34 protein-coding genes are annotated in these 25,512 nt (G+C 62.2%); 13 read left to right on the plus strand and 21 right to left on the minus strand.

The window, feature by feature from the left end:
* Window positions 1–137: 137 nt before the first annotated feature.
* A complete protein-coding gene (locus tag N0P34_RS00845) occupies window positions 138–1,142 on the minus strand; it encodes an adenosine kinase (protein WP_275605138.1) in 1,005 nt (334 codons plus the stop codon).
* A gap of 99 nt (window positions 1,143–1,241) precedes the next feature.
* A complete protein-coding gene (locus N0P34_RS00850; protein ID WP_275605139.1) occupies window positions 1,242–1,802 on the minus strand; it encodes a TetR/AcrR family transcriptional regulator in 561 nt (186 codons plus the stop codon).
* Between the two features lie 58 nt (window positions 1,803–1,860).
* Between N0P34_RS00850 and N0P34_RS00855 the strand changes: the two genes are divergently transcribed.
* Window positions 1,861–2,301, plus strand: a complete 441-nt coding sequence (locus tag N0P34_RS00855; RefSeq protein WP_275605140.1) for a DUF2214 family protein — start codon at window positions 1,861–1,863, stop codon at window positions 2,299–2,301.
* A 6-nt stretch (window positions 2,302–2,307) separates the two neighbouring features.
* Here the strand turns inward: N0P34_RS00855 and nth are convergent, their stop codons facing one another.
* The gene (gene nth, locus N0P34_RS00860) at window positions 2,308–2,982 is read right to left on the minus strand and encodes an endonuclease III (RefSeq protein WP_275605141.1); all 675 of its coding nucleotides are present in this window, start codon (window positions 2,980–2,982) and stop codon (window positions 2,308–2,310) included.
* Window positions 2,983–3,027: 45 nt separating this feature from the next.
* Here nth and N0P34_RS00865 point away from each other — a divergent pair, with 45 nt between their 5' ends.
* Window positions 3,028–3,513 (plus strand): DUF2244 domain-containing protein, encoded by a 486-nt coding sequence (locus N0P34_RS00865; protein ID WP_275605142.1) that lies wholly within the window; start codon window positions 3,028–3,030, stop codon window positions 3,511–3,513.
* A gap of 74 nt (window positions 3,514–3,587) precedes the next feature.
* Window positions 3,588–4,457, plus strand: coding sequence for a bifunctional helix-turn-helix domain-containing protein/methylated-DNA--[protein]-cysteine S-methyltransferase (locus N0P34_RS00870; protein WP_275605143.1), 870 nt, complete (start codon window positions 3,588–3,590; stop codon window positions 4,455–4,457).
* A 368-nt stretch (window positions 4,458–4,825) separates the two neighbouring features.
* Here the strand turns inward: N0P34_RS00870 and N0P34_RS00875 are convergent, their stop codons facing one another.
* Together N0P34_RS00875 and dapB are read right to left on the minus strand one after the other, a co-directional pair.
* The gene (locus tag N0P34_RS00875; RefSeq protein ID WP_275605144.1) at window positions 4,826–5,440 is read right to left on the minus strand and encodes a 2,3-bisphosphoglycerate-dependent phosphoglycerate mutase; all 615 of its coding nucleotides are present in this window, start codon (window positions 5,438–5,440) and stop codon (window positions 4,826–4,828) included.
* A gap of 15 nt (window positions 5,441–5,455) precedes the next feature.
* Window positions 5,456–6,268: a 4-hydroxy-tetrahydrodipicolinate reductase gene (dapB, locus tag N0P34_RS00880; protein WP_275605145.1), complete on the minus strand. Its 813-nt coding sequence runs from the start codon at window positions 6,266–6,268 to the stop codon at window positions 5,456–5,458.
* A 126-nt stretch (window positions 6,269–6,394) separates the two neighbouring features.
* Between dapB and N0P34_RS00885 the strand changes: the two genes are divergently transcribed.
* On the plus strand, window positions 6,395–6,745 hold the full coding sequence (locus N0P34_RS00885; RefSeq protein WP_275605146.1) for a VOC family protein: 351 nt from the start codon (window positions 6,395–6,397) through the stop codon (window positions 6,743–6,745).
* A 94-nt stretch (window positions 6,746–6,839) separates the two neighbouring features.
* Here the strand turns inward: N0P34_RS00885 and coaA are convergent, their stop codons facing one another.
* The 8 genes from coaA to hisB all read right to left on the minus strand — a co-directional run bounded on the left by coaA (window position 6,840) and on the right by hisB (window position 11,860).
* A complete protein-coding gene (gene coaA / locus N0P34_RS00890; RefSeq protein WP_275605147.1) occupies window positions 6,840–7,790 on the minus strand; it encodes a type I pantothenate kinase in 951 nt (316 codons plus the stop codon).
* The gene (locus N0P34_RS00895) at window positions 7,790–8,104 is read right to left on the minus strand and encodes a phosphoribosyl-ATP diphosphatase (RefSeq protein WP_275605148.1); all 315 of its coding nucleotides are present in this window, start codon (window positions 8,102–8,104) and stop codon (window positions 7,790–7,792) included. The genes coaA and N0P34_RS00895 overlap by 1 nt, the downstream gene beginning before the upstream one ends.
* 86 nt (window positions 8,105–8,190) lie before the next feature.
* Window positions 8,191–8,979 carry an imidazole glycerol phosphate synthase subunit HisF gene (gene hisF, locus N0P34_RS00900; RefSeq protein WP_275605149.1) on the minus strand — a complete coding sequence of 263 codons (789 nt, stop codon included), beginning with the start codon at window positions 8,977–8,979 and terminating at the stop codon, window positions 8,191–8,193.
* Entirely contained in the window at window positions 8,976–9,302 is a 327-nt protein-coding gene (locus N0P34_RS00905; RefSeq protein ID WP_275605150.1) for a hypothetical protein, read from the minus strand. Before N0P34_RS00905 ends, hisF begins: the two co-directional genes overlap by 4 nt.
* A complete protein-coding gene (gene hisA / locus N0P34_RS00910; protein ID WP_275605151.1) occupies window positions 9,299–10,027 on the minus strand; it encodes a 1-(5-phosphoribosyl)-5-[(5-phosphoribosylamino)methylideneamino]imidazole-4-carboxamide isomerase in 729 nt (242 codons plus the stop codon). The genes N0P34_RS00905 and hisA overlap by 4 nt, the downstream gene beginning before the upstream one ends.
* Window positions 10,028–10,127: 100 nt before the next feature.
* On the minus strand, window positions 10,128–10,781 hold the full coding sequence (gene hisH, locus N0P34_RS00915; protein ID WP_275605152.1) for an imidazole glycerol phosphate synthase subunit HisH: 654 nt from the start codon (window positions 10,779–10,781) through the stop codon (window positions 10,128–10,130).
* Window positions 10,778–11,134 (minus strand): DUF2628 domain-containing protein, encoded by a 357-nt coding sequence (locus N0P34_RS00920; RefSeq protein WP_275605153.1) that lies wholly within the window; start codon window positions 11,132–11,134, stop codon window positions 10,778–10,780. The genes hisH and N0P34_RS00920 overlap by 4 nt, the downstream gene beginning before the upstream one ends.
* Before the next feature lie 138 nt (window positions 11,135–11,272).
* Window positions 11,273–11,860 carry an imidazoleglycerol-phosphate dehydratase HisB gene (gene hisB, locus N0P34_RS00925; RefSeq protein WP_275605154.1) on the minus strand — a complete coding sequence of 196 codons (588 nt, stop codon included), beginning with the start codon at window positions 11,858–11,860 and terminating at the stop codon, window positions 11,273–11,275.
* A 166-nt stretch (window positions 11,861–12,026) separates the two neighbouring features.
* Between hisB and hslV the strand changes: the two genes are divergently transcribed.
* The 3 genes from hslV to hslU are packed head-to-tail and all read left to right on the plus strand — an operon-like array spanning window position 12,027 to window position 14,432.
* The gene (gene hslV, locus N0P34_RS00930) at window positions 12,027–12,587 is read left to right on the plus strand and encodes an ATP-dependent protease subunit HslV (protein WP_275605155.1); all 561 of its coding nucleotides are present in this window, start codon (window positions 12,027–12,029) and stop codon (window positions 12,585–12,587) included.
* Entirely contained in the window at window positions 12,584–13,129 is a 546-nt protein-coding gene (locus N0P34_RS00935; RefSeq protein ID WP_275605156.1) for a GNAT family N-acetyltransferase, read from the plus strand. The genes hslV and N0P34_RS00935 overlap by 4 nt, the downstream gene beginning before the upstream one ends.
* The gene (gene hslU, locus N0P34_RS00940) at window positions 13,122–14,432 is read left to right on the plus strand and encodes an ATP-dependent protease ATPase subunit HslU (protein WP_275605157.1); all 1,311 of its coding nucleotides are present in this window, start codon (window positions 13,122–13,124) and stop codon (window positions 14,430–14,432) included. The genes N0P34_RS00935 and hslU overlap by 8 nt, the downstream gene beginning before the upstream one ends.
* Window positions 14,433–14,471: 39 nt before the next feature.
* Here the strand turns inward: hslU and N0P34_RS00945 are convergent, their stop codons facing one another.
* Genes N0P34_RS00945 through N0P34_RS00960 form a run of 4 tightly spaced genes read right to left on the minus strand, consistent with a single transcriptional unit; the run spans window position 14,472 to window position 16,735 of the window.
* Entirely contained in the window at window positions 14,472–14,975 is a 504-nt protein-coding gene (locus N0P34_RS00945; RefSeq protein WP_275605158.1) for a hypothetical protein, read from the minus strand.
* 60 nt (window positions 14,976–15,035) lie between these two features.
* Entirely contained in the window at window positions 15,036–15,407 is a 372-nt protein-coding gene (locus N0P34_RS00950) for a helix-turn-helix transcriptional regulator (protein WP_275605159.1), read from the minus strand.
* The gene (locus tag N0P34_RS00955) at window positions 15,404–15,988 is read right to left on the minus strand and encodes a Smr/MutS family protein (RefSeq protein ID WP_275605160.1); all 585 of its coding nucleotides are present in this window, start codon (window positions 15,986–15,988) and stop codon (window positions 15,404–15,406) included. The genes N0P34_RS00950 and N0P34_RS00955 overlap by 4 nt, the downstream gene beginning before the upstream one ends.
* 24 nt (window positions 15,989–16,012) lie before the next feature.
* Window positions 16,013–16,735: a Tim44/TimA family putative adaptor protein gene (locus tag N0P34_RS00960; RefSeq protein WP_275605161.1), complete on the minus strand. Its 723-nt coding sequence runs from the start codon at window positions 16,733–16,735 to the stop codon at window positions 16,013–16,015.
* 164 nt (window positions 16,736–16,899) lie between these two features.
* Here N0P34_RS00960 and N0P34_RS00965 point away from each other — a divergent pair, with 164 nt between their 5' ends.
* Both N0P34_RS00965 and secB read left to right on the plus strand, forming a co-directional pair.
* On the plus strand, window positions 16,900–17,370 hold the full coding sequence (locus N0P34_RS00965) for an FxsA family protein (protein ID WP_275605162.1): 471 nt from the start codon (window positions 16,900–16,902) through the stop codon (window positions 17,368–17,370).
* A 90-nt stretch (window positions 17,371–17,460) separates the two neighbouring features.
* On the plus strand, window positions 17,461–17,979 hold the full coding sequence (gene secB / locus N0P34_RS00970) for a protein-export chaperone SecB (RefSeq protein WP_275605163.1): 519 nt from the start codon (window positions 17,461–17,463) through the stop codon (window positions 17,977–17,979).
* A 96-nt stretch (window positions 17,980–18,075) separates the two neighbouring features.
* On the opposite strand, the gene dnaQ is transcribed toward secB, so the two are convergent.
* Genes dnaQ through N0P34_RS00990 form a run of 4 tightly spaced genes read right to left on the minus strand, consistent with a single transcriptional unit; the run spans window position 18,076 to window position 20,814 of the window.
* On the minus strand, window positions 18,076–18,783 hold the full coding sequence (gene dnaQ, locus N0P34_RS00975; protein ID WP_275607047.1) for a DNA polymerase III subunit epsilon: 708 nt from the start codon (window positions 18,781–18,783) through the stop codon (window positions 18,076–18,078).
* Window positions 18,783–19,376 (minus strand): dephospho-CoA kinase, encoded by a 594-nt coding sequence (gene coaE, locus N0P34_RS00980; RefSeq protein ID WP_275605164.1) that lies wholly within the window; start codon window positions 19,374–19,376, stop codon window positions 18,783–18,785. Before coaE ends, dnaQ begins: the two co-directional genes overlap by 1 nt.
* A gap of 2 nt (window positions 19,377–19,378) precedes the next feature.
* On the minus strand, window positions 19,379–20,209 hold the full coding sequence (locus tag N0P34_RS00985; protein ID WP_275605165.1) for a shikimate dehydrogenase: 831 nt from the start codon (window positions 20,207–20,209) through the stop codon (window positions 19,379–19,381).
* A complete protein-coding gene (locus N0P34_RS00990) occupies window positions 20,206–20,814 on the minus strand; it encodes a Maf family protein (RefSeq protein ID WP_275605166.1) in 609 nt (202 codons plus the stop codon). Before N0P34_RS00990 ends, N0P34_RS00985 begins: the two co-directional genes overlap by 4 nt.
* 462 nt (window positions 20,815–21,276) lie before the next feature.
* Here N0P34_RS00990 and hemE point away from each other — a divergent pair, with 462 nt between their 5' ends.
* The 4 genes from hemE to mnmE all read left to right on the plus strand — a co-directional run bounded on the left by hemE (window position 21,277) and on the right by mnmE (window position 25,485).
* Window positions 21,277–22,287, plus strand: coding sequence for a uroporphyrinogen decarboxylase (gene hemE / locus N0P34_RS00995; protein WP_275607048.1), 1,011 nt, complete (start codon window positions 21,277–21,279; stop codon window positions 22,285–22,287).
* A 10-nt stretch (window positions 22,288–22,297) separates the two neighbouring features.
* Window positions 22,298–22,723, plus strand: coding sequence for a protoporphyrinogen oxidase HemJ (gene hemJ / locus N0P34_RS01000; protein WP_275605167.1), 426 nt, complete (start codon window positions 22,298–22,300; stop codon window positions 22,721–22,723).
* 183 nt (window positions 22,724–22,906) lie between these two features.
* Complete coding sequence (gene rho / locus N0P34_RS01005; protein WP_275605168.1) at window positions 22,907–24,172, plus strand: transcription termination factor Rho; 1,266 nt, start codon at window positions 22,907–22,909, stop codon at window positions 24,170–24,172.
* Between the two features lie 23 nt (window positions 24,173–24,195).
* A complete protein-coding gene (gene mnmE, locus N0P34_RS01010) occupies window positions 24,196–25,485 on the plus strand; it encodes a tRNA uridine-5-carboxymethylaminomethyl(34) synthesis GTPase MnmE (RefSeq protein ID WP_275605169.1) in 1,290 nt (429 codons plus the stop codon).
* The last annotated feature ends 27 nt before the right edge of the window (window positions 25,486–25,512 follow it).

A 25,512-nucleotide genomic window follows, 5' to 3' on the forward strand; every position in this document is an offset into this window, starting at 1 on the left:
GGGATACCCCCTCCTAGCCTCCCCCTGATAGGGGGAGGGACGGATCGAGTGTGTGGGGTGGTCTGGGAGCCACAAATTCTTCTCCTCCCCCTATCAGGGGGAGGCCGGGTGGGGGTTTTCTCTCAAAAACCCAATCACTAGCCAGCCAGCCCGTGCTGGCGGGAGAGGTCGGCCAGATCGAGCTGGGGGCGGGCGCCGATGTGGGAAATCACTTCGGATGCGGCGAGGCACCCGGTCTTGAGCGATGATTCGAGGTTCTGGCCGCGCGCCATGCCGAGCAGGAACCCGGCGGCGAACAGATCGCCCGCGCCGGTGGCATCGACCACCTTGTCGACCGGAAAGGCCGGAACAGAAACCACTTCGCCATTGTAGACAGCCATGGCGCCCTCGGCGCCCATGGTGATGGCGGCCAGTTCGGCATCCTGGGCGATGGCGCGCACGGCTTCGCCGAGATCGTCGGTCTCGTAGAGCGATTTCAGCTCATGGACATTGGCAAAGACGTAGTCGACGGTTTTCGAGCGGATGAGATCGAGGAATTCGGGGCGGAAGCGATCGACGCAGAACGGATCGGAGAGGGTGAAGGCGGCGGCGCGCTCATGCTTATGGGCATAGTGCGCGGCAAGCACGAAAGCCTTCTTGGCCTCGACCGGGTCCCAGAGGAAGCCTTCCATATAGGTGATGGCGGCGCCGCCGATATCGTCGGGGCGGATATCGGCTTCGGTGAGCTGGTGGCAGGCGCCGAGATAGGTGTTCATGGTGCGCTCGCCATCCTCGGAGAGGAAGATCATGGAGCGGGCCGTCAACGCGCCGTTCTTGAGGCGCGAAGTGGAATAGTGGACGCCGACCGCCGAAAGATCGCTGTCGAACACATCGCCCAGGACGTCATCGGCCACCTTGCCGACAAAGGCGGCGCGGCCACCCAGCGAGGCGACGCCCGCCGCCGTATTGGCAGCCGAACCGCCCGAGATCTGCTGCCGGCTCAACGGCATCTTGGAATAGAGCTCTTCGGCCCGATCGGTGTCGATCAGGTGCATGATGCCCTCTTGCATACCTTCGCGTTCGATGAAGCCCGCCTCGACGGGAGCGATGATGTCGACGATCGCATTGCCGATGGTGAGAACATCGAAGCGGGTCTGGGTCATGAAGAGTTTTTCCGTGAAATTGCGCGGGGCCGCCGGCCGGTTTAGCCCAAGGCGCAAGGACGGGCAATGTTTTCGCCCGTCATGCCGGCGGCCATGAGGTCACAGGCTCTCGATGATCCGGGCAATCAGGGTCTCGGTATCCTCGCCGGCGCGGATGGCGATCTGCCCATCGAGCAGCAGTACGGCAAGGCCATGGACCTTGGCCCAAGCGGCAAGGGTCCGGGTTCGCGCCGCCGCATCTTCGCCGCCCACCGCTTCGCGCAGTGTCTCGAAGGCGGCGTCGGCGGCCATGCGCAGGCCGGGGCGGGCATCCTTTTTCAACTGCGGCGAGAACATCAGCCGGAAAAGGTTCGGGTTCTGCAGGGCAAAGACCACATAGGTCTTGCCCATGGCTGCAAGAACATCTTCGGGCTGGCTGTCGATCACCTCCCGCATGCGCGCGGCAAAGCGCTGGAAGCCGGTGACGGCGAGGGCTTCGAGGAGCGCCGCCCGGCTGTCGAAATGGCGATAGGGGGCGGCAGCGGAAACGCCGACCGCTCGGGCCAAGTCGCGCAGGCCCAGGCCGGCCTCGCCTTCACGGGCCAGAATGGAGAGGGCCGTTTCGAGCAGAACCTGCCGCAGATTGCCGTGATGATAGGGGCTATTGGCTAAAGTTGACATCGCTTACATGGCATGACTAGATGTGAGCATCGATAACATCCGGAGCCGAGGGACGCAAATGGACTGGAGCCTTATCCTCGCCTGCGCCCACCATATTGCCGTGTTCTCGCTGGCTGGCATCTTTGCGGCCGAGTTCACGCTCATCCGCCCCGGGCTGACGCCAGCGCAATTGCCGGGACTATCCCGCATCGACGCCGCCTATGGTGGTATCGCCACGCTCGTCATCATCGTGGGCATAGTGCGGGTCTGGCTGGGGACCGGTGACCCCTCCTATTATCTCGGCAATTGGGCCTTCTGGGCCAAGATGGCCGCCTTCACCCTCATGGGCATCCTGACCATTCCGCCAACCCTTGCCATTCGCCGCTGGCTCAAGGCGGGGGACATTGCGCCGTCGACGGCCGAGATCGTCAGTGCGCGGCGCTATGTGCACCTCCAGGCCGTGGCCTTGCTCTTCATCCCGATCTTTGCCGCCGCGATGGCGCGCGGCTATGGGGCCTGAACCGCGCTAGCTGCGGGCCGGATTTTCCGTCTTCGGCTCGAAGCGGCACCATTGGGCAATCGGGCAGCGCCAGCACTCGGGCTTGCGCGCCTTGCAGATGTAACGGCCATGCAGGATCAGCCAATGATGGGCGTGGAGCATGAAGCGCTCCGGCACCTGCTTTTGCAGCGCCAGCTCCACCGCCAGCGGGGTGGCGCCGGGGGCGAGACCGGTGCGATTGCTGACGCGGAAGAGATGGGTATCCACCGCGATGGTGGGCTGCTTGAAGAAGATATTGAGCACCACATTGGCGGTTTTCCGTCCCACGCCGGGCAGGGCTTCCAGGGCCTCGCGATCGTCCGGCACTTCCCCGCCATGCTTTTCGATCAATTGCTGTGACAGCGCAAAAACGAACTTGGCCTTGTTGCGGAAGAGGCCGATCGTCTTGATCTCGTTTTCGATGCCTTCCACGCCCAGAGCAACCATTGCAGCCGGGGTGGGAGCAATCTGGAACAAATTCTTCGTGGCGCGATTTACCCCCACATCGGTAGCCTGGGCAGACAGGACCACCGCGACGAGAAGCGTATAGGCATTGACGTAATCGAGCTCGCCCTTGGGCTCGGGCTCGATCTCATGAAAGCGGGTAAAGATGGCCTCGGCGTCGGCCCGGCCCAATTTCTTAACTTTTTTCGCGGTTGCCATTCTCTCGCCTTCGAATCTCTGCCAATAGTTCTTGGAGAGACCGCCATGCCGATGCAAGCCACAACCACCACGCCGCTCTTTTCCGCCACGCTGCGACCCGACCGGTCGCTGCGGGCCACGGGCGGCTGGGTATCCCTTGTTATCGCCGCCATCGTATCCGTTCCCTTCCTCATTGCCGTTCCGGAATTTCTGGTTCCCGGGCTGGCCGCCTTCGCGCTTGCAGTCGGCGGACTGGTGGGGCTCAGCCTGCGGCAGGCGCGACGGGACCGGGTTTCCCAGCAGATCATCGTCTGGGCCGACCAGATCGAAATTACCCTGCGCGGACCCGGGCATGAACGCGTCCTGCGCCGGTTCTCGCCGCGTGACGTGCGGCTGGTTCTGACGCGCGACGACAATGAGCGGACAACCGCCATGCATCTGCGCCATGGCGCCGAAGAGGTCGAGCTTGGTGCCTTCCTCGCGCCTGACGACAAGTCGAGCTTTGCGCGGGAATTCGGCCGCGCCCTCCGCCGCGCCCGCCAAAGCGCCTGATGGTCAAAACCGGGTCGCCTCCCCGGCACTACGGTCCTAGAACAGCGACAGATTGATCGATGAAGGGCCAGGCCATGAACCAGCTCGCCAAGCTCGTCCCGCAGGACGACTACGACATTATCCGCGCCGCCATCCGCTATCTCAGCGAGAACGGCCCTGACGCTACCGATCTGGCGGCCTTCTCCCGCGCCCTGGGCATGAGTGAACGACAGCTGACCGAGCTTTTCCGACGCTGGTGCGGCCTCAGCCCGAAAAGTTTTGCGCAGGCAGTGGCGCTCGACCACGCTAAATCATTGCTCCGGAACAAGGCCAGCGTCCTCGATACCACCTATGAGGTGGGCCTCAGCTCGACGTCCCGGCTGCACGATCTGTTCGTCACCTATGAAGCCATGCCTCCCGGCTTGTTCCGGGCCGGCGGGGCAGGGCTCGACATGGTCTGGGGGGCGGCACCATCGCCTTTCGGCACGGCGGTGGTGACGGCGACCGAATATGGCATTTCCGGCCTCGGCTTTGCCGATGCGGACACCAGCATCGAAGCCGCATTTGCCGACCTCGCCAATCGCTGGCCCAATGCCCGCTTCGTCCGCGACGATGCGCGGATTGCCCCGCTTGTGGGACAGGTGTTCGAACCGGGGCGCTGGGCGGATCAACACCCCGTGCGCGTCGTGCTGATCGGCACCGATTTCGAGGTGCAGGTGTGGGACCGCTTGCTGAAGATCCCCATGGGACAGGCGACCACCTATGCCGACGTCGCAAGATCCATCGGTCGGCCGACCGCGTCTCGGGCGGTGGGGGCAGCCGTGGGGAAGAACCCGATCAGCTTTGTCGTGCCCTGCCACAGGGTCGTGGGTACATCGGGCGCGTTGACGGGGTACCATTGGGGCGTCCCGCGAAAACGGGCCATCCTCGGATGGGAAGCCGGGGTGGTCTCGGCGGCGCACTAGAGCGTTTCCAGGAAAAGTGGACACCACTTTTCCGGTTCGGAAATGCGACAAACAAGGACTTAGAGTGATTTCATCGCGTCAACGACGCGGTGAAATGCTCTAGCGCGCCATTCGCTTCATCCAAGGCCTCCTGCCATTCGAGCGTAGCTCTCATGGCCTTCTCCCCTCAAATGGCGCCACTGGCGCCTTTTGCCCTGCGGGACGGGTCGAAGTTTCACGTGAATCCTTGGGGAAGAGACCCCCACCTAGCCTCCCCCTGGAGAAGGGGGAGGGACTGATCGAGCGTGTTGCGATGTTGGAGAGCCACCGGCCCATTCCTCCCCTTTTTTCAGGGGGAGGTTAGGTGGGGGTGCCTGGGCCAAGAAACCTTACAGCAGGACCCGCTCGACCAGCTTGCCGTCCGGGCCGATCTTGTAGACCGTGGGTTCGCCGGTGCCGATTTCGCGGGCGAGGATTTCGTCGGGGGTCAGGCCCTCGATGGCCATGACGAGGGCGCGCAGCGAATTGCCGTGGGCCGCAATCAGGACCGTCTTGCCAGCCTTGAGCTGGGGCAGGATTTCGGCTTCGTAATAGGGCAGGGTGCGCTCTGCCGTGTCCTTGAGGCTTTCACCGCCCGGAGGCGGCACGTCGAAGGAACGGCGCCAGATATGGACTTGCTCCTCACCCCATTTGGCGCGGGCATCGTCCTTGTTGAGGCCCGAGAGGTCACCATAATCGCGTTCATTGAGCGCGATATTGCGGGTGATGGTGACATTGAGAATGCCCATCTCCTCGAGGATGAGGTCGAGCGTGTGCTGGGCGCGACGCAGGGCGGAGGTATAGAACAGGTCCGGCGCATAACCGCCCGCCTTCAAAGCCTGGCCGGTGGCACGGGCTTCCCCGATCCCCTTCTCGGTGAGGTTGGGATTGCGCCAGCCGGTAAAAAGATTTTCGAGGTTCCATTCGCTCTGGCCGTGGCGGACCAGGATCAGCGTGCCGGTCATGTTGTTTTCTGTCCCTTAGTCGTTGAGGCCGAGCACATCGGCCATGGAATAGAGGCCGGCCTTCTGGCCGGCAGCCCAGAGCGCGGCGCGAATGGCGCCATTGGCGTAGATGGTGCGGTCCTGGGCGCGGTGGGTGAGCTCGATGCGCTCCGACGCGCCGGCAAGGATCACCATGTGATCGCCGATGACATTGCCGCCGCGCAGCGTGGCAAAGCCGATCGTGCCGGCTTCGCGCGCGCCGGTATGGCCGTCGCGGACACGGACCGAATGGTCCTTGAGGGAAATGTCCCGCCCCTTGGCAGCCGCTTCGCCCAGCATGAGGGCCGTGCCCGAGGGGGCGTCGACCTTGAGATTGTGATGCATTTCGAGGATTTCGATATCGTAGTCAGGCAAGGCGGCGGCGGCCTTTTCGACCAGCGCCGTCAAGGCGACCATGCCGGGCGAGAAGTTGCCGGACTTTACGATGCGAGCGCCAGCGGCGGCAGCAGCGGCGATGGCCACATCGTCGGCCTCGGTGCAACCGGTGGTGCCGATGATATGAACGAGGCCGCGCTCGGCGGCCTTTTGCGCCAACGCCACGCTGGCGGCGGGGGCGGTAAAATCGATGACCACGTCTGCAGTGTCGAGCAGGACCGAAATGTCGTCGCTCACGGCCACACCAAGTTCTTCCAGCCCGGCCAGCAGGCCCGCATCCTTGCCGACGGCGGCGGTGCCCGGGCGATCGACAGCGCCGACCAGAACCATGCCGGGATGGGCGGCAATTGCTCTTAAATTCGCAGCGCCCATGCGCCCGCCTGCGCCCGCAATAATGGTCCGCAATCCAGCCATGTCGAAATTCTCCTTGCCGTCGCCCCGCCTATAGCAGTGCGGCGCGCCGACGCCAACTGCGCGTCACAATCGACACAATTGGAAACAAACACTAGGCTGGGCACGAAGAAGTTGAACGGAACCGGAATGACCATCACGAATGCGCTGGCCAGTATCGCCGTAGAAAGCCTCAGCGAGTCCCTTGTCTGGTATGAATATCTCTTCGGCCGGCCGGCGGACGCCCGTCCCATGGCCGATGTGGCCGAATGGAAATTGCCTGGCGGCAGCTGGGTTCATGTCGCCACCGATGCAGACCGTGCCGGCGCCAGCGTCGTCATGCTGATCGTCGACGATATTGCGGACGAGTTGGGCCGGCTCGAAATGTTCGGGATCACGCCCGTGGCCAAGGCCATTGGCGATTTTTTCAAGACGGCGAAACTGCGCGACCCCGACGGCAATCTCATCGTGCTGAGCCAGCCGCAGCCGGGAACCTATTAGGGCCTGCCCCGTCCACGAGAGGCAGGCTTATGATCGTCCGTTCCCTTGCGGCGCGGGAACGCGGGCAGGAGCCGGTGGGCTTTGCTCCCGCGGCCTAGACCCGCCGCAAACTGACATTGGCGATGAAGTGGCCCTTGCCCTTTTTCAGGATCAGATCGGCGCGCCCGCGCGTGGGCAGGATGTTTTCGAGCAGGTTGGGCAGATTGATGCTGCGCCAGACCTGGCGACCGAATTCTTCCGCCTCCGCCTCGCTCATTTCCGTGAGCTTGCGGAAGAAGGAATTGGGGTCGCGGAACGCGGTCTCGCGCAGGTGGAAGAAGCGCTCGATGAACCAGTCTTCGAGATCTGCCGTCTCGGCGTCGATATAGATCGAGAAATCGATGAAGTCCGAGGCGAACAGGATCGGATTGCCGGTCCTCGGCAATTCGCCAGGCTGGAGGATATTGAGCCCCTCGACGATGAGAATATCGGGCCGGTCGATGACGACTTCCTCGCCCTCGACCACGTCATAGACGAGGTGGGAATAGACGGGGACCGCCACCTTTTCCTTGCCCGACTTTATGTCGGCGAGGAAATTGACGAAGCGGGCGCGATCATAGCTTTCGGGAAAACCCTTGCGCTCCATGAGGCCGCGTCGCCCCAATTCGGCATTGGGGTAGAGAAAGCCATCCGTGGTGACGAGATCGACGCGCGGGCTCGAGGGCCAACGCGACAGAAGCGCCTGCAGGATACGCGCCGTGGTCGATTTTCCGACGGCGACCGAACCGGCGACGCCGATGATGAACGGCACTTTATGGTCGGGCTTCTTGAGGAAGCGCGAGGCCACATTGTGCAGGTCCTGGATGGCCTCGACATAGTGCGAGAGCAAGCGCGTCAGCGGCAGGTAAACCTCTTCGGCTTCCTCCAGCGAGATCGGGTCGTTCAGACCGTGGAGCTTGTCGATATCGCTCTGGGTCAGCGTCATGGGCTGGCCGTTGCGCAGCTGGCTCCATTCGGCAATGGTGAAGTGATGATAGGGATCGAGCGAGGGGGAACGACGGGCCATCAGCTTTGCTCCCGCGAGGCTTTTTCGGCGAGGCCGGATTGGGCCGTGCGCGTGTCGAGTTCGTGCATCACCTCTGCGAGCGGCACGCCCGAGGCACGCAACACGACCAGCAGGTGGTAAAGCACATCCGCGCTCTCCTTGACCAGTTCGGCCCGATCCCCGGTGACGGCGGCGATCACCGCCTCAATGGCTTCCTCGCCCAGCTTCTGGCTGGCCTTGTTGATGCCCCGCGAGATGAGCTTGGCCGTATAGCTTTCGTCAGGCGAAGCAGCAGCGCGCAGCGCGATGCGCTGTTCCAGTTCTTCGAGCGTCATTTCGGAGAGGTCTCCTCACCCACCGTCTGAGGTGGCTTAAATCACGGAAGGCAGCGGGCGTCACCCGCAACCTTTGTCTGGCCCCCTCAGGCGCGCGGCGCCGGCGCGTCCATGCGCATGTCGATGCCATGCTCGATCATGTAGCGCTTGGCCTCGGGAATGGTGAAGGTGCCGAAGTGGAAGATCGAGGCGGCGAGCACGGCGCTGGCATGGCCTTCGGTGACGCCCTCGACCAGATGCTGTAGCGTACCGACGCCGCCCGAGGCGATGACGGGGACTTCGACATTGTCGGCAATGGCGCGGGTGAGTTTGAGGTCGAACCCGGATTTGGTGCCGTCGCGATCCATGGAGGTGACGAGCAATTCGCCGGCGCCGCGCTCGACCATGCGGTGGGCGAACTCAACGGCATCAATGCCGGTGGGTTTGCGGCCGCCATGGGTGAAGATCTCCCAGCCCGCACCGCCATCGCTGCGCTGCTTGGCATCGACCGAAACGACGATGCACTGATTGCCGAACTTGTCGGCGGCGCGGGCGATGAAATCGGGGTCGTTCACCGCTGCCGAATTGATCGCCACCTTGTCGGCGCCGGCCAGCAGTAGTTTTCGGATGTCCTCGATGCTGCGGACGCCGCCACCGACGGTCACCGGCATGAAACAATGTTCGGCGGTGCGCGCCACCACGTCGAAAATCGTGTCGCGACCCTCGTGGCTTGCGGCGATGTCGAGGAACGTTAGCTCGTCGGCGCCGGCCGCGTCATAGGCCATGGCCGCTTCCACCGGATCGCCGGCATCGACGAGATCAACGAACTGCACGCCTTTCACCACGCGGCCGCCGGCGACATCGAGGCAGGGGATGATGCGGGTTTTCAGTGTCATGACGAAACCTCTGTGGACCGCCGCCAGGCGACATAGTGAATGAGCAATATGACCAGCCAGACCAACACGGCGCCGCCCGCCAGAGGCAGGGTGAGAAACAGCAGCCAGGGGAGGACAAAGGCAGCGTAGAGCGCTTCGCTCCAGTCGCTCCCCATGACCATGCAGACGCTCGCACCGCCCTCATTGAGGCTGCATCCATGCGCGGTGGCAATGGCGTCCGCCGCGATGATGGCAATGATCGGCGCGATGGCAAACAGGATGATCACCACCATGATGATGACATAGTAGCGCAGAGGGAAAGCCCGACGCCGCTCAGCCATCATGCAGCCCTGATCCGCGCCAGTGCTTCACGTGAATCAATGCGCCCGTCGTAAAGAGCACGACCGGAAATAGCGCCTTCGAGCACGGCATATTCAGGCTGGGTCATGCGCTCGATATCGGCCATGGAAGCGAGGCCCCCCGAGGCGATCACCGGGATGGTGGTGGCGCGGGCCAGCTCGAGCGTCGAGTCCCAGTTGATGCCGGCCAGCACGCCATCCCGATCGATATCGGTGTAGATGATGGCCGCAACCCCAGCGCCTTCAAACCGCTTGGCGAGCTCGATGACGCTGAGTTCGGAGGTTTCCGCCCAGCCTTCAACCGCCACCATGCCCTTGCGCGCATCCATGCCGACGGCGACCTGGCCGGGCCATTTCCGGGCGGCTTCCTTGACCAGCGCCGGGTCGCGCACGGCAACGGTACCGAGAATGACGCGGGCCAGACCCTTGTCGAGCCAGGCTTCGATATGGCCGAGATTGCGAATGCCGCCGCCCAATTGGACGGGGAATTTTACGCTTTTCAGAATGGCTTCCACCGCCGCGCCATTGACGCTTTCGCCGGCAAAGGCACCGTTGAGGTCGACGACGTGGAGATATTCAAACCCCTGGTCCTCGAACGATTTTGCCTGCGCGGCAGGGTCGTCATTGAACACGGTGGCCTGGTTCATGTCGCCCAGTTTCAGGCGCACGCACTGGCCGTCCTTGAGGTCGATGGCGGGGAAAAGGATCATAACTTGCAACTCCGTGCGTGGGGCTTCACCCCCACCCATCCTCCCCCATCAAGGGGAAGGCGTCTGGCCGGCGTGAGAGGCGGCATCACGCCAAATGAAACTAAGGCGTCCACCCCAGGAAATTCTCGATCAGTTTCAGGCCCAGAGCCTGGCTCTTTTCGGGATGGAACTGCGCCCCGAAAATATTGTCGCGACCGACACATGCCGTGACCGTGCCACCATATTCGGTGGTGGCGACCAGCGTGTCCGGGCGCTCGGTGACCATGTGATAGGAGTGCACGAAATAGGCATGCAGCCCAGCGGGGCCATCGGGAATGCCCGCGAGCAGGGAATGGGGGCGAACAATCGATATCGTGTTCCAGCCCATATGCGGGATTTTCAGGCTCGGGTCGGACGGGGTGATTTTCTCGACCGCGCCGGGGATCCAGCCAAGACCGGCAGTGACAGTCTTCTCGCGGCCTTCGGAGGCGAGCAGCTGCATGCCGACGCAGACGCCGAGAAAGGGCGTGCCATTCTTGAGGACGCGTTCTTCGAGCATTTCGACCATGCCCGGCACGGCATCGAGCCCCGCCTTGCAATCGGCAAAGGCGCCGACACCGGGCAGCATGATGCGCTCGGCGCGGCGGACGATCTCGGGATCGGCGGTGACGATGATCTCCGGACCATTGGTCTGGGAGGCGGCAACGCGCTCAAAGGCCTTTGCCGCCGAGCGCAGATTGCCCGCGCCATAATCGATGATGGCGACAGAACTCATGGGCGGGACTCCAGGACGGCAAGGCGGGCGAGATCGGCATCGGCGGCCAGGCGATGGCCCAGCGGGATAAAATTGCGGCGCTGGAGGGCCCGGCGTTCGGCCCCCGGCGCGGCAAAACCAAACGCAATGGCAATGAGCACATAGAGCCAGAAGCCTGCATCGCCGCCCATGAAGCGGGCGGTGAGCAGAGCGGTCCCAAGCCCGACGACGAAAAGCCCCATAGAATCCCAATGGCGATGGATCAGCGCATGCATTGGTGGCAACAGGGCCGCAAACCATGAAAAGCGCTCGGACACCACTTCGGGTATCGCGGTGGGATCATCCACGGATTGGTAGAGGGCAAAGAGGGTCACGGGACGCTCCAAATGCTCGATGTCATGCCGGCGTCAGGCCGGGATCCATCCTGAGATCGCGAGATGGCCTCCGGCCGAGGGCCGGGCGACATCCGCTTGTGGGGCTGACTTAGTGCAAAAGCGCGGCCAACGAAAGGCCTAGAGCGTGCCCTTGGTCGATGGCACCCGGTCGGCCTGTCGCGGATCGATCTCGAGCGCATCGCGCAGGGCCCGGGCCACCGCCTTAAACATCGACTCGGCCAGATGATGGTTGTTGTCGAAATAGAAGTTCTCGATATGGAGCGTTATGCCCGCATTGATGGCGAAGGCCTGGAAAAATTCCTGGAACAGCTCGGTGTCGATGTCGCCGATCTTGTCGCGGGAGAATTCGGCCCTGAAGACGAGGAAGGGGCGGCCCGACACATCAAGCGCTGCCCGGGTCAGCGTGCCGTCCATGGGCAAATCGCAGGAGGCGTAGCGGCGAATACCCTTCTTGTCGCCGATAGCCTCCTTGATCGCCTGGCCCAGCGCAATGCCGACATCTTCCACCGTGTGGTGAAAATCTATGTGGAGATCGCCCTGGCAGGTGATTTCCATGTCGATCAGCGAATGGCGCGAGAGCTGGTCCAGCATGTGGTCGAAAAAGCCGATTCCGGTATTCATGGCATGGCTGCCGGTGCCGTCGAGATTGATCGAGACGGAAATCTCGGTCTCGTTGGTCTTGCGGGCGATGCTGGCTGTGCGCATGGGATCCTCCGGCGTTCGGCGCCTCCTAGCAGATAGGCACTCTTCCGTGAAGATCGGGTAAGCGGAGGCCAAGCCGGCTTCGTGCCGGCCGGCGTTTTCTTACATGTGTTGCAATCCCGGCTTCGCCCCCTAAATATCACTCAACAGTTTGGAGTTATTTCCCCCAATGAGTGACAGCGCATTTCCCGGATGGCACGGGACAACGATCGTCTCCGTGCGCAAGGGCAACAAGGTCGTGATCGCCGGCGACGGCCAGGTATCGATGGGCCAGACCGTGATGAAGCACGGCGCCAAGAAGGTTCGCCGGCTGGCCGACGGCAAGGTGATCGGCGGTTTTGCCGGGTCCACCGCCGATGCCTTTACCCTGTTCGAACGGCTTGAAGCCAAGCTTGTTCAATATCCCAACCAGTTGATGCGCGCAGCGGTCGAACTGGCCAAGGACTGGCGAACCGACCGATATCTCCGCAAACTCGAAGCCATGATGATCGTGGCCGACAAGACCGATACGCTGGTCCTGACCGGCAATGGCGACGTGTTGACTCCCGATCATGGCGTCATCGCCATCGGCTCGGGCGGCAATTATGCGCATTCGGCGGCGCTGGCCCTGCATCAGGCCACCGATCTCGATGCCGAGGATATTGCCCGCCGCGCCATGAAGATCGCCGAGGAAATCTGCGTCTACACCAATGGCAATGTCAGCGTCGAAACCATCGAGCTGGGCAATTGAGCTATTCCATCCGCAGGCTTGGTCCAGAGGATCTGGAGGCCTATCGGGCGCTCCGGCTCGAGGCGCTTACCAACCATCCCGAGGCCTTCCTCACCAGTGCCGAGGGCTTTGCCCAGCGCAGTGACGACGAGATCCGGCAGATGCTGGAAAACCTTGCCGTCTTCGGCGCCGAAACCGCGGATGGCGAACTGGTCGGCATGAACGCTTTCGTTCGCAATGACGGCCTTAAGGAGCGGCATCGCGGCTGGATGGTTCAGGTCTATGTGGCGCCGGACCATCGGGGCACGGGCCTCTCCAAGGCGCTTTGCGAACATCTGATCGAGTATGCCCGACGCCATGTGCTGCAGGTGCATCTGGGAGTGTGGGCAGAAAACGTGCCGGCGATCAAACTCTATGAGCGGCTCGGCTTCAGCGTCTACGGCACCGAGCCGCGATATCTCTTCGTGAACGGTCGATTTATCGACGAACACATGATGGTGCGCTTCCTGGATCGCGATGCGGTTCAACAGCAAGGCACCCTGGAAAGTAACAGCAATGTCTGAAACCAATTTTTCGCCGCGTGAGATCGTTTCCGAACTCGACCGCAATATTGTTGGCCAGCAGGACGCCAAGCGCGCCGTGGCCGTTGCCCTGCGCAATCGCTGGCGCCGCCAGCAGCTTCCCCCCGAGCTGCGGCGCGAGGTGACGCCGAAAAATATCCTGATGATCGGGCCGACCGGTGTCGGCAAGACCGAGATTTCCCGGCGCCTCGCGCGCCTGGCCCAGGCGCCGTTCGTCAAGGTGGAAGCCACCAAATTCACCGAAGTCGGCTATGTCGGCCGCGACGTCGAGCAGATCATTCGCGACCTCGTCGAAGCGGGTATCACTGTCCTCAGGGACAAGCGCCGCCGCGACGTGCAGGCCCAGGCCCACCACAATGCCGAGGAGCGCGTGCTCGACGCCCTGGTCGGCACTTCCGCCACGCCCTCGACGCGCGACAGTTTCCGCAACAAGCTGCGCGCCAACGAGCTCGACGACAAGGAAATCGAGATCGAAATGCAGCCCGCCGCGAATACGGGCGGCTTCGAAATGCCGGGCATGCCCAATGGCGGCATCGGCATGATCAATTTGTCCGACATGTTCAAGCAGGCCATGGGCGGCCGCGGGGTCAAGCGCAAGGTCAAGGTCAAGGATGCCTATGAGCCGCTGATCGCCGAAGAGGCGGACAAGCTGCTCGACCAGGATCAGCTCAAGACCGAAGCCATCGAGCTCGTGGAAAACCACGGCATCGTCTTTATCGACGAGATCGACAAGGTCGCGGCCCGCGAGGGCGGCGTCTCCGGTGGCCCTTCGCGCGAAGGCGTGCAGCGGGATCTCCTGCCGCTGATCGAAGGCACGACCGTTGCCACCAAATATGGACCGGTCAAGACCGACCATATTCTGTTCATCGCCTCCGGTGCTTTCCATGTGTCCAAGCCGAGCGATCTACTGCCCGAGCTTCAGGGGCGCCTGCCGATCCGGGTGGAACTGAAGGCGCTCACGCGCGAGGATTTCATCCGCATCCTCAACGACACCGAGGCCAGCCTGGTGCGCCAATATGTGGCGCTGATGGGCACCGAAGGGGTTACATTGACCTTCACCTCCGACGCCATCGAGGCGATTGCCGATGCCGCCGTCAAGGTGAACTCCTCGGTGGAAAATATCGGGGCGAGGCGCCTCCAGACGGTGATGGAGCGGCTGGTGGAGGAAATTTCTTTCGACGCACCCGATCGCGCCGGCCAGACGGTGGATATCGACGCCGCCTTCGTCCGTGAAAAGGTAGGCGTCCTCGCCGGGGACACGGACCTTTCCAAGTTCGTTCTCTGAGGCACCATGCTTGACCTGCCGGGCGCTCCGCCCGGCAGCTTATGGAAAGTCCGCTTCGGTCAGCACTGTGATCCTCGCCCGGCCCAGGGCGAAAAGGCACGCATTGCGCAGCTCGAAGAGATCGGGTTCGAGCACCGCAGCGACTTTCACCAGCGCCGCGTCGATGAAGCGGACGTTCTGCCTGGTCGATAGATCGGTATGAACGGGCCCGCAGATATCGCCGGCTTTGTAGTTGGCGGCGGCCATGACGCTCAACACGCCGGCCGGGTTTTCCGTCAGGGCCCGGGAGAGGGCAGAAGCGAGCCCCACCGCCATGGGGCCAGCACTGGCCGGTGCCAATTCGGGCACCAGATCCATCCAGCCCCGATGGCCTGCCTCGACATGGCCAAGAAATGCGGCCCAGGAACTGTCGTCGAGCCCTTCCAGCAGCATTCCGGCATCCTCATCCTCGAGAAGCGAGCGGATAGCTGACGGGGTCAGGTCGGCAGACAGGGTGGGCAGGGTCAGCGCGGCAAGGATGGCCGCGACACTCAATGTGTGCATGAAAACCTCCTCCTGCTGAAGACGAAAATACGCCTTCAGGGGGTGGTTTTCCAGCACTCCTCAGACGCGCTTCCGGCCAGAGCGCTTCACCAGTTCATCGCGCAGAAATTTGATATCTTCGGGATCCAGCCGGTCGATATTGTCGCGCAGGCGATTGGTGAATTCGGTGGCTTCCGGGGTCATGCCGCCGGTGTCGATGGTCACCTTGGGGTCGGAAATCTCGGAGAGCCGCTGCAATTCTTCCGCCTCATCCCAGATGACGTTGAAGAAGGCGATGATGCGGTGGAGCAGGAACGAGGTCGGCACGCCGCGCCGGCCATGCTCGAGCGCGGAAAGATAGGCGCTCGACACGTTGAGCGCCGCCGCCATTTCCTTCAATGAAATGCCGCGGGCTTCGCGCATGGCCCGCAATTTTGCGCCGAGCGGGGTCATGATCGCCTCAGCCGCACATACCAGGCGCCATCCCCGCCATGGCCGCGGGCGGCCACGCTCCAGCCGGAAATCATCGGCGAAAGCCCCGGCTCGTTGAGCCAGATCGGCAGCATGGTGCGCAGGATTCCCCGCTCGGTCATGGCCATGACATAGTCATTGTCGCTCCGGACGCCCTTGCCGGTAATGACCAGAATGGTCCGGTCACCGCGGGCAAAGCGCGCGGAAATGTAACGATGGAGGGTTTGGCGCGCTTCGGCCTGGGTCATGCCATGCAGATCGATGGTGCCGTCGATCTCGATCTTGCCGCGGCGGACCTTTTTGTGAATGGCGGGGTCGACAGCCTTATCGGGCAGCGCCGAAGGCTGGCGCGGCGCCTGGTAGGGGGCAAGGAAGGGTTTTCGCGGGGCCAGCTTTTTGGGCGGCGCCTTGATTTCGGGAAGCTGAGGTTCCGGGTCCGGCACGGGGAGGGTGCCGAGGCCATGCTTGAGCAGGCCTTTGCGCCGCAAGGGATCCACGGTGGCAGCCACCGTGGTCCAGAGGTGAAAATCGTGCGGCAGGCGCTTCGGGTTGCGCTTGGACATGGAAGACGGCCTGCCGGATAGGTCTTAGTCGAGCTGGCTCGTCGCGATGACTTTCCAATTGGGGTCGCGCGATTTGGGGCTGCGCGCAAAAGTCCATTCGTCGGCGATAGTCTGGACCTGATCGGCATTGCCTTCCACCAGATTGCCCTCGCGGTCGCGGATGGCCGAAACCACCTCGGCGTGGAAGCGCACGGTCACGAGGACATTCTTCTTGTCATATTCGGCCTGGGAGATTTCGACCTTGGGCAGACCCACAAAGGTGAAGTCATTGGTGTGGCCGGCTGACTCGCGTTCGGTGATGGCGCGGGCAAAGCTTTCGAAGACATCTTTTTCGAGCAGGTTCTTGAGGGTCTGCCGGTCGCCTTGCGCAAAGCCGGTGACAATCATCTCATAGGCCTGCTTGGCGCCTTCGAGGAAGGATTTGGGCGTGAAGCCTGGATCGGCTTCGTTGACGCTGCGCAGGCCTGCGGCGAGAACATCGTCGCCATGCGCGGCCTGTTCGATCTCGGCCTCGAGCTTGCGGGCGCGCCGTTCGTCATCGAGATCGGGGGCACGCGCAGTGCGTGGCAGGGGCACCACATTGTCGTCGCCGACAGCGGCCTTCTTTTCGGTCGGGGTGGAGCGGCTGCGATCGATCGGCGGACGTTCATTGCCAGTGCGTGTCCCCAGGACCGACCGCAGGCGGAACAGAACGAAGACGGCTACCACAATGGCGATAAGAGTGGGCAGATCGAGAAAATCGTCCATGAAATGATGCACCTAAAGCCTGGAGACGTCGAAAAAGTCGGATTTCGGCGCTCGCGAAGCGCCATGCTGGACCCTATATAAGCAAAGCTTTAGCCCAAAACCAGTTCACTATGGGGCGAGTTCCGTTTTTGCTGCGCCTTCAACGCTAACAAAGGATGACCCGGGTGGCCCGTTTCATTCCCATCGCTCTCCTCGCGCTGCCCCTGCTCGAGATCGCCATGTTCATCGTCGTCGGCCGGGCGATCGGCGTGCTGCCGACCTTGGCGCTGATCGTTCTGGCGGCAATCCTGGGCGGGCTATTGCTGCGCCAGCAAGGGTTGAGCGTGCTCAACCGCATGCGCACCAACATGAATTCGGGCACCCTGCCGGGTCAGACCTTGTTCGACGGCATGGTGCTGGGCGTCGCGGCACTGTTGCTGATCATCCCGGGATTCCTCGGCGATATCATTGCGCTGGTGCTGCTGATCCCGGCCGTGCGGTCCTGGCTCTATGAGAGATTGACCGCCGGCATGGTGGTCACCACCACGACGACAAGCTATCGCCGATATGACACTGCCGACGATAATGATCCCACCCCGCTCTCGGGGCCGCCAACCATCGATCTCGATGATGATGACTGGCAACGCAAACCCTGACGGGCCGCTCTTTGCTTGTCGCCAAGGGGCAAAAATGCTAGCCAGCGCGGCAAGAATAATCCGCTTTTCGGAAATAACGAGGACCTGATAATGGCTGATGAAACCCTGGGCGCCGCCGCGCCGCAGCCCGGCAATGCACCCAGCATGAACCTGGTGGGCCAGTATGTGCGCGACCTTTCGTTCGAGAACCCAGGCGCACCGGGTTCGATCATGGCCGGTGGCGGCAATCCGGCCTTCAACGTTTCCATTTCGGTGGGCGTCAAGAAACAGGCCGACGATCTCTATGCCGTCGAGTTGAACCTCAAGGCCCAGGCCAAGCGCGAAGAAACGCTGCTGTTCAACGTCGAGCTGGTTTATGGCGGCGTGTTCCGCATGAAGAACATCCCGGAAAACCAGATCAGCATGCTGCTGATGGTGGAATGCCCGCGCCTGATCTTCCCGTTTGCTCGCCAGGTTCTCGCCAGCGTGACCCAGCAGGGCGGCTTCCCGCCACTGATGATGGAGCCGGTCGACTTCCTCGCCATCTACCGCCAGAACCTTGCCGCGCTTGCGGCCAAGCAGCAGGCCGATGGTGGCGCCGCACCGGTGCCGACCGACAAGCCGAACTGATTTTTTTTGGTTTTGCCAAAACAGAAAAGCCCCGGGAGACCGGGGCTTTTTTTGTCAGTCGCGTCCATAGCCGGCGACAAACCGACGCGCAAGAAATCACTCGGCGGCGGGGCGCTCGTCATATTGGGTCCAGATGGCGCTGTCGCCCATCTTGGCGAGGAAGGCAAAATGGGCTTCTGCCTCGGCCGCGGTGACGCGGGAGGGCAGGGGCACCGGACGCGGCCGGGCCGGAACGCGCTGCAGGAGGGCGTCGGCGCCCTCATTGCCCGCATCGGCGATGAGGGCCAGGCTCACCTGCTTGCCACCGATCAGCTCGAGATAGACCTCGGCGAGGATCTCGCTGTCGAGCAGCGCGCCGTGCAGCGTGCGGCGGGAATTGTCGATGCCATAGTGCTTGCAGAGCGCATCGAGGCTGACGCGGGCGCCGGGGTGCTTCTTGCGCGCCACCATGACGGTGTCGATGACCTCGTTGGTCAGCCGCTCCCGACCGGCCTTTTGCAGTTCGGCATTGAGAAAGCCCATGTCGAAGGGCGCGTTGTGGATGACGAGCGTGCCATCTCCGATAAAGGCCAGGAAATCGTCGACCACAGCGTTGAACAGCGGCTTGTCCTTGAGGAACTCGTCGCTGAGCCCGTGCACGCGAAACGCCTCTTCGGGCATGGAGCGTTCGGGATTGATATAGACGTGGTGCGTCTTGCCCGACGGAATGTGGTTGATCAGCTCGACGCAGCCGATTTCAACGAGGCGATCGCCGTCGTTTGGGGAAAGGCCGGTGGTTTCGGTATCGAGGACGATTTCCCGGATCATGGCCTGGTCTTTTCTTTCAGCGTCTCGACCAAAGCCCTGACCTCTGCGTCGATGGTCTCGCGGGGCAGGGCTGTGTCGAAAAGATAATCGGCGCGAGCCTTCTTTTCGGCCTGCGGCATCTGCCGGGCAAGGATGGTGTCGAGCTTTTCCACGGTCATGCCCGGCCGCGCCAGGGCGCGCTCCCGCTGGATGGCCTCATCGACATGGGTGATGGCAATGGCGTCAAAGCCATAATCATGGCCGCTTTCGAAGAGCAGCGGCACTTCGACTGCAGCCATCTTTTCGCCCCGGCGCTCGGCAGCGGCGAGAAAATCTGCAATCGCGGCGCGCACCAGCGGATGCACCACCGCTTCGAGGCGCTTGAAACCGGAGGGATCGGCGGCAAGCCGTGCAGCGAGACGCTGGCGATCGATGACGCCGTTCTGGGTGACGCCGGGAAACAGGGCTTCCACGGGGGCGATTGCATCCCCGGCATAAAGCTCGGCCACGGCCGTATCGGCCGAAAAGACAGGAACCCCGGCCTTTTCAAACGCCGCGAGAAGAGTGGATTTTCCCGTGGCGATCGAGCCGGTTATGCCGATCCGCCACATGCTCAATGATCCAGCGTGGCTTCGACGCGCGCCCGCAAATTCGGAGTCACCTGGGGCTCGACACCGAACCAGGCGGCGAAACCGGGCACGGCCTGATGCAGCAACATGCCAAGCCCGTCGACAGTCTGCAGGCCATGCGCCCTTGCATCGGCCAGCAGCGGGGTAATCAGGGGCGTATAGACGATGTCGGTGACGAGGCAGCTCTTGGGCAGAAGGCCCATGTCGAGCCAATCAAAGCGCGTGCCGTGCATGCCGATCGCGCTGGTGTTGACCACGAGCCCGGTATGGGCAGCCAATCCGGCGAAATCATCAAAACCATGCGCCTCGAAAGGGCCCTCGATCTCTTCGACCAGGGCCTGGGCATTGGCGAGGGTGCGATTGAGCACATGCACCTTGCCGCCATTGCGACGGCGCAGCGCCACCAGCACGGCGCGTGCCGCTCCACCGGCCCCGATCACCACGGCGTCGTTGGGGCCATCGGACCAGCCTGGTGCCGCGGCATCGAGATTGCCCAAAAAGCCGAGATAATCGGTATTTCTGCCGAAGACCTTGCCGTCGCGCACCACCAGCGTGTTGACCGCGCCGATGGTTCGCGCCAGCGGATCGACCGCGTCGCAGAGCGCAAAGACCGCTTCCTTGTGCGGGATGGTGACATTGCCGCCAGAAAATTCGCCGCTGCGCAGACGCTCGAAAAAGGTCGGCAGATCGGCGGGAGCGACATCGATGGCCTCATAAGTGCCGTCAATGCCATGCTCGGCCAGCCAGGTTCCGTGGATAAGGGGCGAGCGGGAATGGGCAATGGGATGCCCGATAACGAAGGCTTTGATGGTCACGAGCGGGCCTGGGGGGACAAAAGTTCGGGCGCTATATCGCGCAAGGCGGCCAGAAGCGGGAGCAGCGGCAGGCCCAGAATGGTGAAATAATCGCCGGCAACGGTTTCGAAGAGCCGGATAGAGGGACCTTCGAGACGATAGCCGCCCACCGAGTGGAGCGCAGCCTCGCCTTCGAGATCAAGGACAATATCGCGTTCCTCGGGAGAAAAATCGCGCATGGTGAGCTCGGCCGTCTGGATATCGGACCAGATCAATTCGCCATTGCGCACCAGCGTCACCGCGGCATGAAGACGGTGGGTCTTGCCGCGCAGATGATCGAGCTGGGCTTCAGCGTCCGGGCGGTCGATCGGTTTGTGAAGCAGCTCGAGACCGAGGGCCAGGGTCTGGTCGGCGCCTATCACGAGAGCTCCGGGGTGCAGCGCGGAGACGGCTTCGGCCTTGTGCCGGGCCAGAAGAAGGGCAACGTCCCGACCATCGCCGCCGGCGTCCAAAGCGCCCGTTTCCAGTGCGCGTTCATCGATGGCGGCGGGTTGGGCGATGAAAGGCAATCCGGCCTTGTCCAGCAAGGCTTTGCGGGTTGCACTGCTTGAAGCAAGGATCAGCATGAGAGGAGTTTTTCCACACTGTCATCCCCATCTCAAGAGCCAATTGTGGGAATGACTCATAAGTTTGGGCCTTGGCCGGATTTGTTCGACCTGACCGCAAAACAGTCCACAAACGCCGTCGCAAGCCGTCGCGATGGCGCTGTGTGAATCTGTGGGGACAAGTGCCATAGCCCATGAGAGGTTATCAACTCGTTAAAATGCAATCTATTTTGGTCCCTTGACTCGGCGAAGCCTCAATTAACCTTTCGTTAATTCCCATTAAGGGGCAGGGAAATGGCGCGTTTGTCACAGGCGTTAATAGGGCGTTAACGATTACCTGCGCGCAAGTGTCACCGAGGGCCGAGATTGTGGAGGGCCGTGAATTGGCTCAAAACACCGCCATAATAATAGAGATACGAAGTTAGAAAGACTCTTTTGGGTTTTTGAAAGGTAGGCAGAGTGACCGAGGTGACCCCCAAGCCCATGCTCGAAACGGTGCTGGGACGCAAGCAGACCCGCCCCCCTGTGTGGATCATGCGCCAGGCAGGCCGCTATCTTCCCGAGTACCGCGAAGTGCGCCAGAAGGCCGGTGGCTTTCTCGAGCTGTGCTACACACCCGAGCTGGCAACCGAAGTGACGCTGCAGCCGCTTCGTCGATTCGACCTCGACGCAGCCATTCTGTTCTCGGACATTCTGGTCATTCCGGATGCGCTGGGACAGAAGGTTCGCTTCGAAGTGGGTGAAGGCCCGCTGCTCGAGCCCCTCGAGGCGAGTGCGGTGGAGCGGCTTGAACCCGCCAGGGCTGGGGAGCATTTGAAGCCGGTTCTGGAGACCGTGCGTCGGCTGCGTGCGGCGCTGCCCGCAAACAAGACCCTGATCGGCTTCTGTGGCGCTCCCTGGACGGTGGCGACCTATATGCTGAACGGGCGCGGCTCTCCCGATCAATGGGTTGCCCGTCGCTTTGCCCTCGAGCACCCCGAGGCTTTTGCCCGGCTGATGGATATTCTGGTTGAAACCAGCATCGACTATCTGGTCGCCCAATTCGAAGCAGGCGCCGATGTGGTGCAATTGTTTGAAAGCTGGGCGCTCAACCTCGACGAGGATGCCTTCGCGACCCAGGTGATCGGCCCCAATAAGCGCATCGTCGATGGCGTGCGGGCCCGTATTCCCAACGCGCCGATCATCGGCTTTCCGCGTGGTGCCGCCGGCAATCTGGCCCGGTTCGCCAGGGAAACCGGCGTCAACGTGCTCGGGATCGACTATGCAACGCCGCTCGACTTCGTGCGCTCGGCCTTGCCGCCCGAATTGACCGTGCAGGGCAATCTCGATCCGCTGCGCCTCGTCATCGGTGGCGAGGTCATGGAAAGCCGGGCCCGCGAGATCATCGCCGCGTTCTCGGATCGCCCGCATATCTTCAATCTCGGGCACGGCATTGTGCCGGAAACCCCGATCGCCCATGTCGAGCGGCTGATCGATCTGGTCAAGAACGGTTAGGAGCCCGGCCATGTATGAATGGGTCAAGGCGCTGCACGTCATTTCCGTCATCTCCTGGATGGCGGGCATGCTCTATCTGCCGCGATTGTTCGTCTATCACACCAAGGCCGAGATCGGCTCGGTGCAGTCTGAAACCTTCAAGGTCATGGAGCGTCGCCTGCTCCGCGCCATCACCACGCCGGCGATGATCGCGACCTGGCTCTTCGGGCTTGGCCTTGTGCATCTGGGTGGCGCCGACTGGAGCTCGGGCTGGACCTGGGCCAAGGCGCTTTTCGTGATCCTGCTCAGCGGGTGCCACGGCATGTTGGCGCGCCACCTCAAGGATTTCGCCAATGACCGGAACACCAAGCCGGAAAAGTACTTCCGCATGCTCAATGAGGTGCCGACCGTCCTGATGATCGGCATCGTCATCATGGTCATCGTGAAGCCGTTCTGATCTGTTTCACGTGAATCTGCCATTTCCGCCGTCGGTTTCTTTCTTGAAACCGACGGCGGAAAGCGTTACATGATTTGCATCTCGCATCTCTTCTAGGCGCGGCCATCCCTGTCGCTGCGCGGTGCAATCCCCCCTTTTTCTAGTCCCTTCCTTACCGATTTCCCTCAAGGGTCCATCGCCTACATGCAGAATATCAAGCTCAGCGAGCTCAAGGCCAAATCCCCGGCCGAATTGCTGGCGTTCGCCGAAGAACTCGAAGTCGAGAACGCTTCGACCATGCGCAAGCAAGAGTTGATGTTTGCCATCCTCAAGGAACTGGCAGCTCAGGACATCAACATTGTTGGTGAGGGTGTGGTCGAAGTTCTGCCAGATGGCTTTGGCTTCCTGCGCTCTCCCGACGCGAACTACCTTCCAGGGCCGGACGATATCTATGTCAGCCCCAGCCAGATCCGCCGCTTCGGCCTGCGGACCGGCGATACGGTCGAGGGCGAAATCCGCTCTCCCAAGGAAGGCGAGCGCTACTTCGCGCTGCTCAAAGTCAGCACCATTAACTTTGAAGATCCCGAAGCGGTTCGCCACAAGGTCAATTTCGACAACCTCACCCCGCTCTATCCCGAAGAGCGGCTGCGGATGGAAATGCCCGATCCGACACTGCGCGATCGTTCTGCGCGCCTGCTCGATCTGGTGGCTCCGCTCGGCAAGGGCCAGCGCGCCCTGATCGTTGCGCCTCCGCGTACCGGTAAGACCGTATTGTTGCAGAATATTGCACAATCTATCGCGACCAATCATCCCGAATGCTATCTCATCGTGCTCCTGATCGATGAGCGTCCGGAAGAAGTGACCGACATGCAGCGCTCCGTGCGCGGCGAAGTCATCTCCTCCACCTTTGACGAACCGGCGAGCCGCCACGTGCAGGTTGCCGAGATGGTCATCGAAAAGGCCAAGCGTCTCGTCGAGCACAAGCGCGACGTGGTCATCCTCCTCGATTCCATCACCCGTCTCGGCCGCGCCTATAACACCGTCGTTCCAAGCTCCGGCAAGGTACTGACCGGTGGTGTGGACGCCAACGCCCTGCAGCGCCCCAAGCGTTTCTTCGGCGCCGCGCGCAATATCGAAGACGGCGGTTCGCTGACCATCATCTCGACCGCGCTGATCGATACCGGCAGCCGCATGGACGAAGTGATCTTTGAAGAATTCAAGGGCACGGGTAACTCGGAAATCATCCTCGATCGCAAGGTGGCGGACAAGCGCATCTTCCCCGCGCTCGACATCACCAAGTCAGGCACCCGCAAGGAAGAACTGCTGGTCGAAGCCGACATCCTCAAGAAGATGTATGTGCTGCGCCGCATTCTCAATCCGATGGGCACGATCGATGCGATGGAATTCCTGGTCGACAAGGTCCGCCAGACCAAGACCAATTCCGATTTCTTCGACTCGATGAATACCTGATTCTGATCAGGTCCGAAGAGCCAATGCACGGCGATACAATCATGGCGCTGTCGTCGGGAAGTCTTCCCTCCGGCGTCGCAATCATCCGCCTCTCGGGCCCAGAGGTCCGGGAGGCGCTGTCGTTTCTGGCCGGCACTTTGCCGGAACCGCGTAAAATGGTGCTCCGCCGCATCGGCCAGCAGCGCCAACTCGACCAGGGGCTGGTCGCGTTCTTTCCCGGACCACAGAGCTTTACCGGCGAGGATTGCGCCGAACTGCATGTCCATGGCTCTCCTGCTGGCGTGAAGGCCATCCTCCGCGCTCTTGGAGAGCAGGGCCTGCGGCTCGCTGAAGCGGGCGAGTTCACCCGTCGCGCCTTCGAAAACGGCAAGTTGGACCTCGTCGCCGTAGAAGGCCTTGGCGATCTCCTCGGTGCGGAAACCGAAAAGCAGCGCCAGCAGGCGCTTGCCCGCTATGACGGCCGGCTGACCCAGGACATCGATGCCTGGCGGAACGCGCTCCTTGACCTCCGCGCCGAGATCGAAGCGCGCCTTGATTTTTCGGATGAAGGCGACGTCGCCGACGACCTCCCGCCGGACTTCCAGATCAAACTCGCAGCGCTCAAGACGGATCTGCAAGACGCTCTCGGCCGCATCGATAGCGGCCGTATTGTCCGCGAAGGGATCCGCGTCGCCCTGGCCGGCGCTCCAAATGCCGGCAAGTCTAGCCTTATCAATGCCCTGTCGCGCTCCGATGTGGCCATTGTTTCCGACGAAGCCGGCACGACCCGCGATGTGCGCGAAGTGCCGCTTGATATTGGCGGACAGCTCTTTGTCCTCCTCGATCTGGCCGGTCTGCGGGAGACAGAGAGCCGCGCAGAGGCCGAGGGCATCCGCCGCGCTGAACGCGAAATAGCGGATGCGGACATTGTGCTTTGGCTCGAAGCTCCGGATGCCGACCCCGTCGAACGCCCCCTGATCAATGGGCAGATCCTTGTCGTCGGGACCAAGACTGACCTCCTGCCATCCGCATCTGCCGATATCAAACTTTCGGCACAGACAGGGCAGGGGCTGGACAGTCTGGTTGACCGTCTGCGTATTATCGGCGAAAAGCTGGCCGGCGGGGAACCCGCACTTGTCAGCCATGAACGTGACCGAATTGCCCTGCAAGACGCGATCAGCGCCGTCCTCCAGGCGGAACATCAGCTGCACAATTGGGAGCTTGCGGCTGAGTCGCTGCGCCAGGCTTCGGCAAGTCTTGAACGACTGATTGGCCGGCTGGATGCCGAAAAGGTGCTTGATCGGCTGTTCGCCAGTTTCTGTATTGGAAAATGATTCACGTGAAACACTGATCCGCCGAAG

This window comes from Devosia sp. FJ2-5-3, assembly GCF_029201545.1.
Taxonomy (GTDB): domain Bacteria; phylum Pseudomonadota; class Alphaproteobacteria; order Rhizobiales; family Devosiaceae; genus Devosia.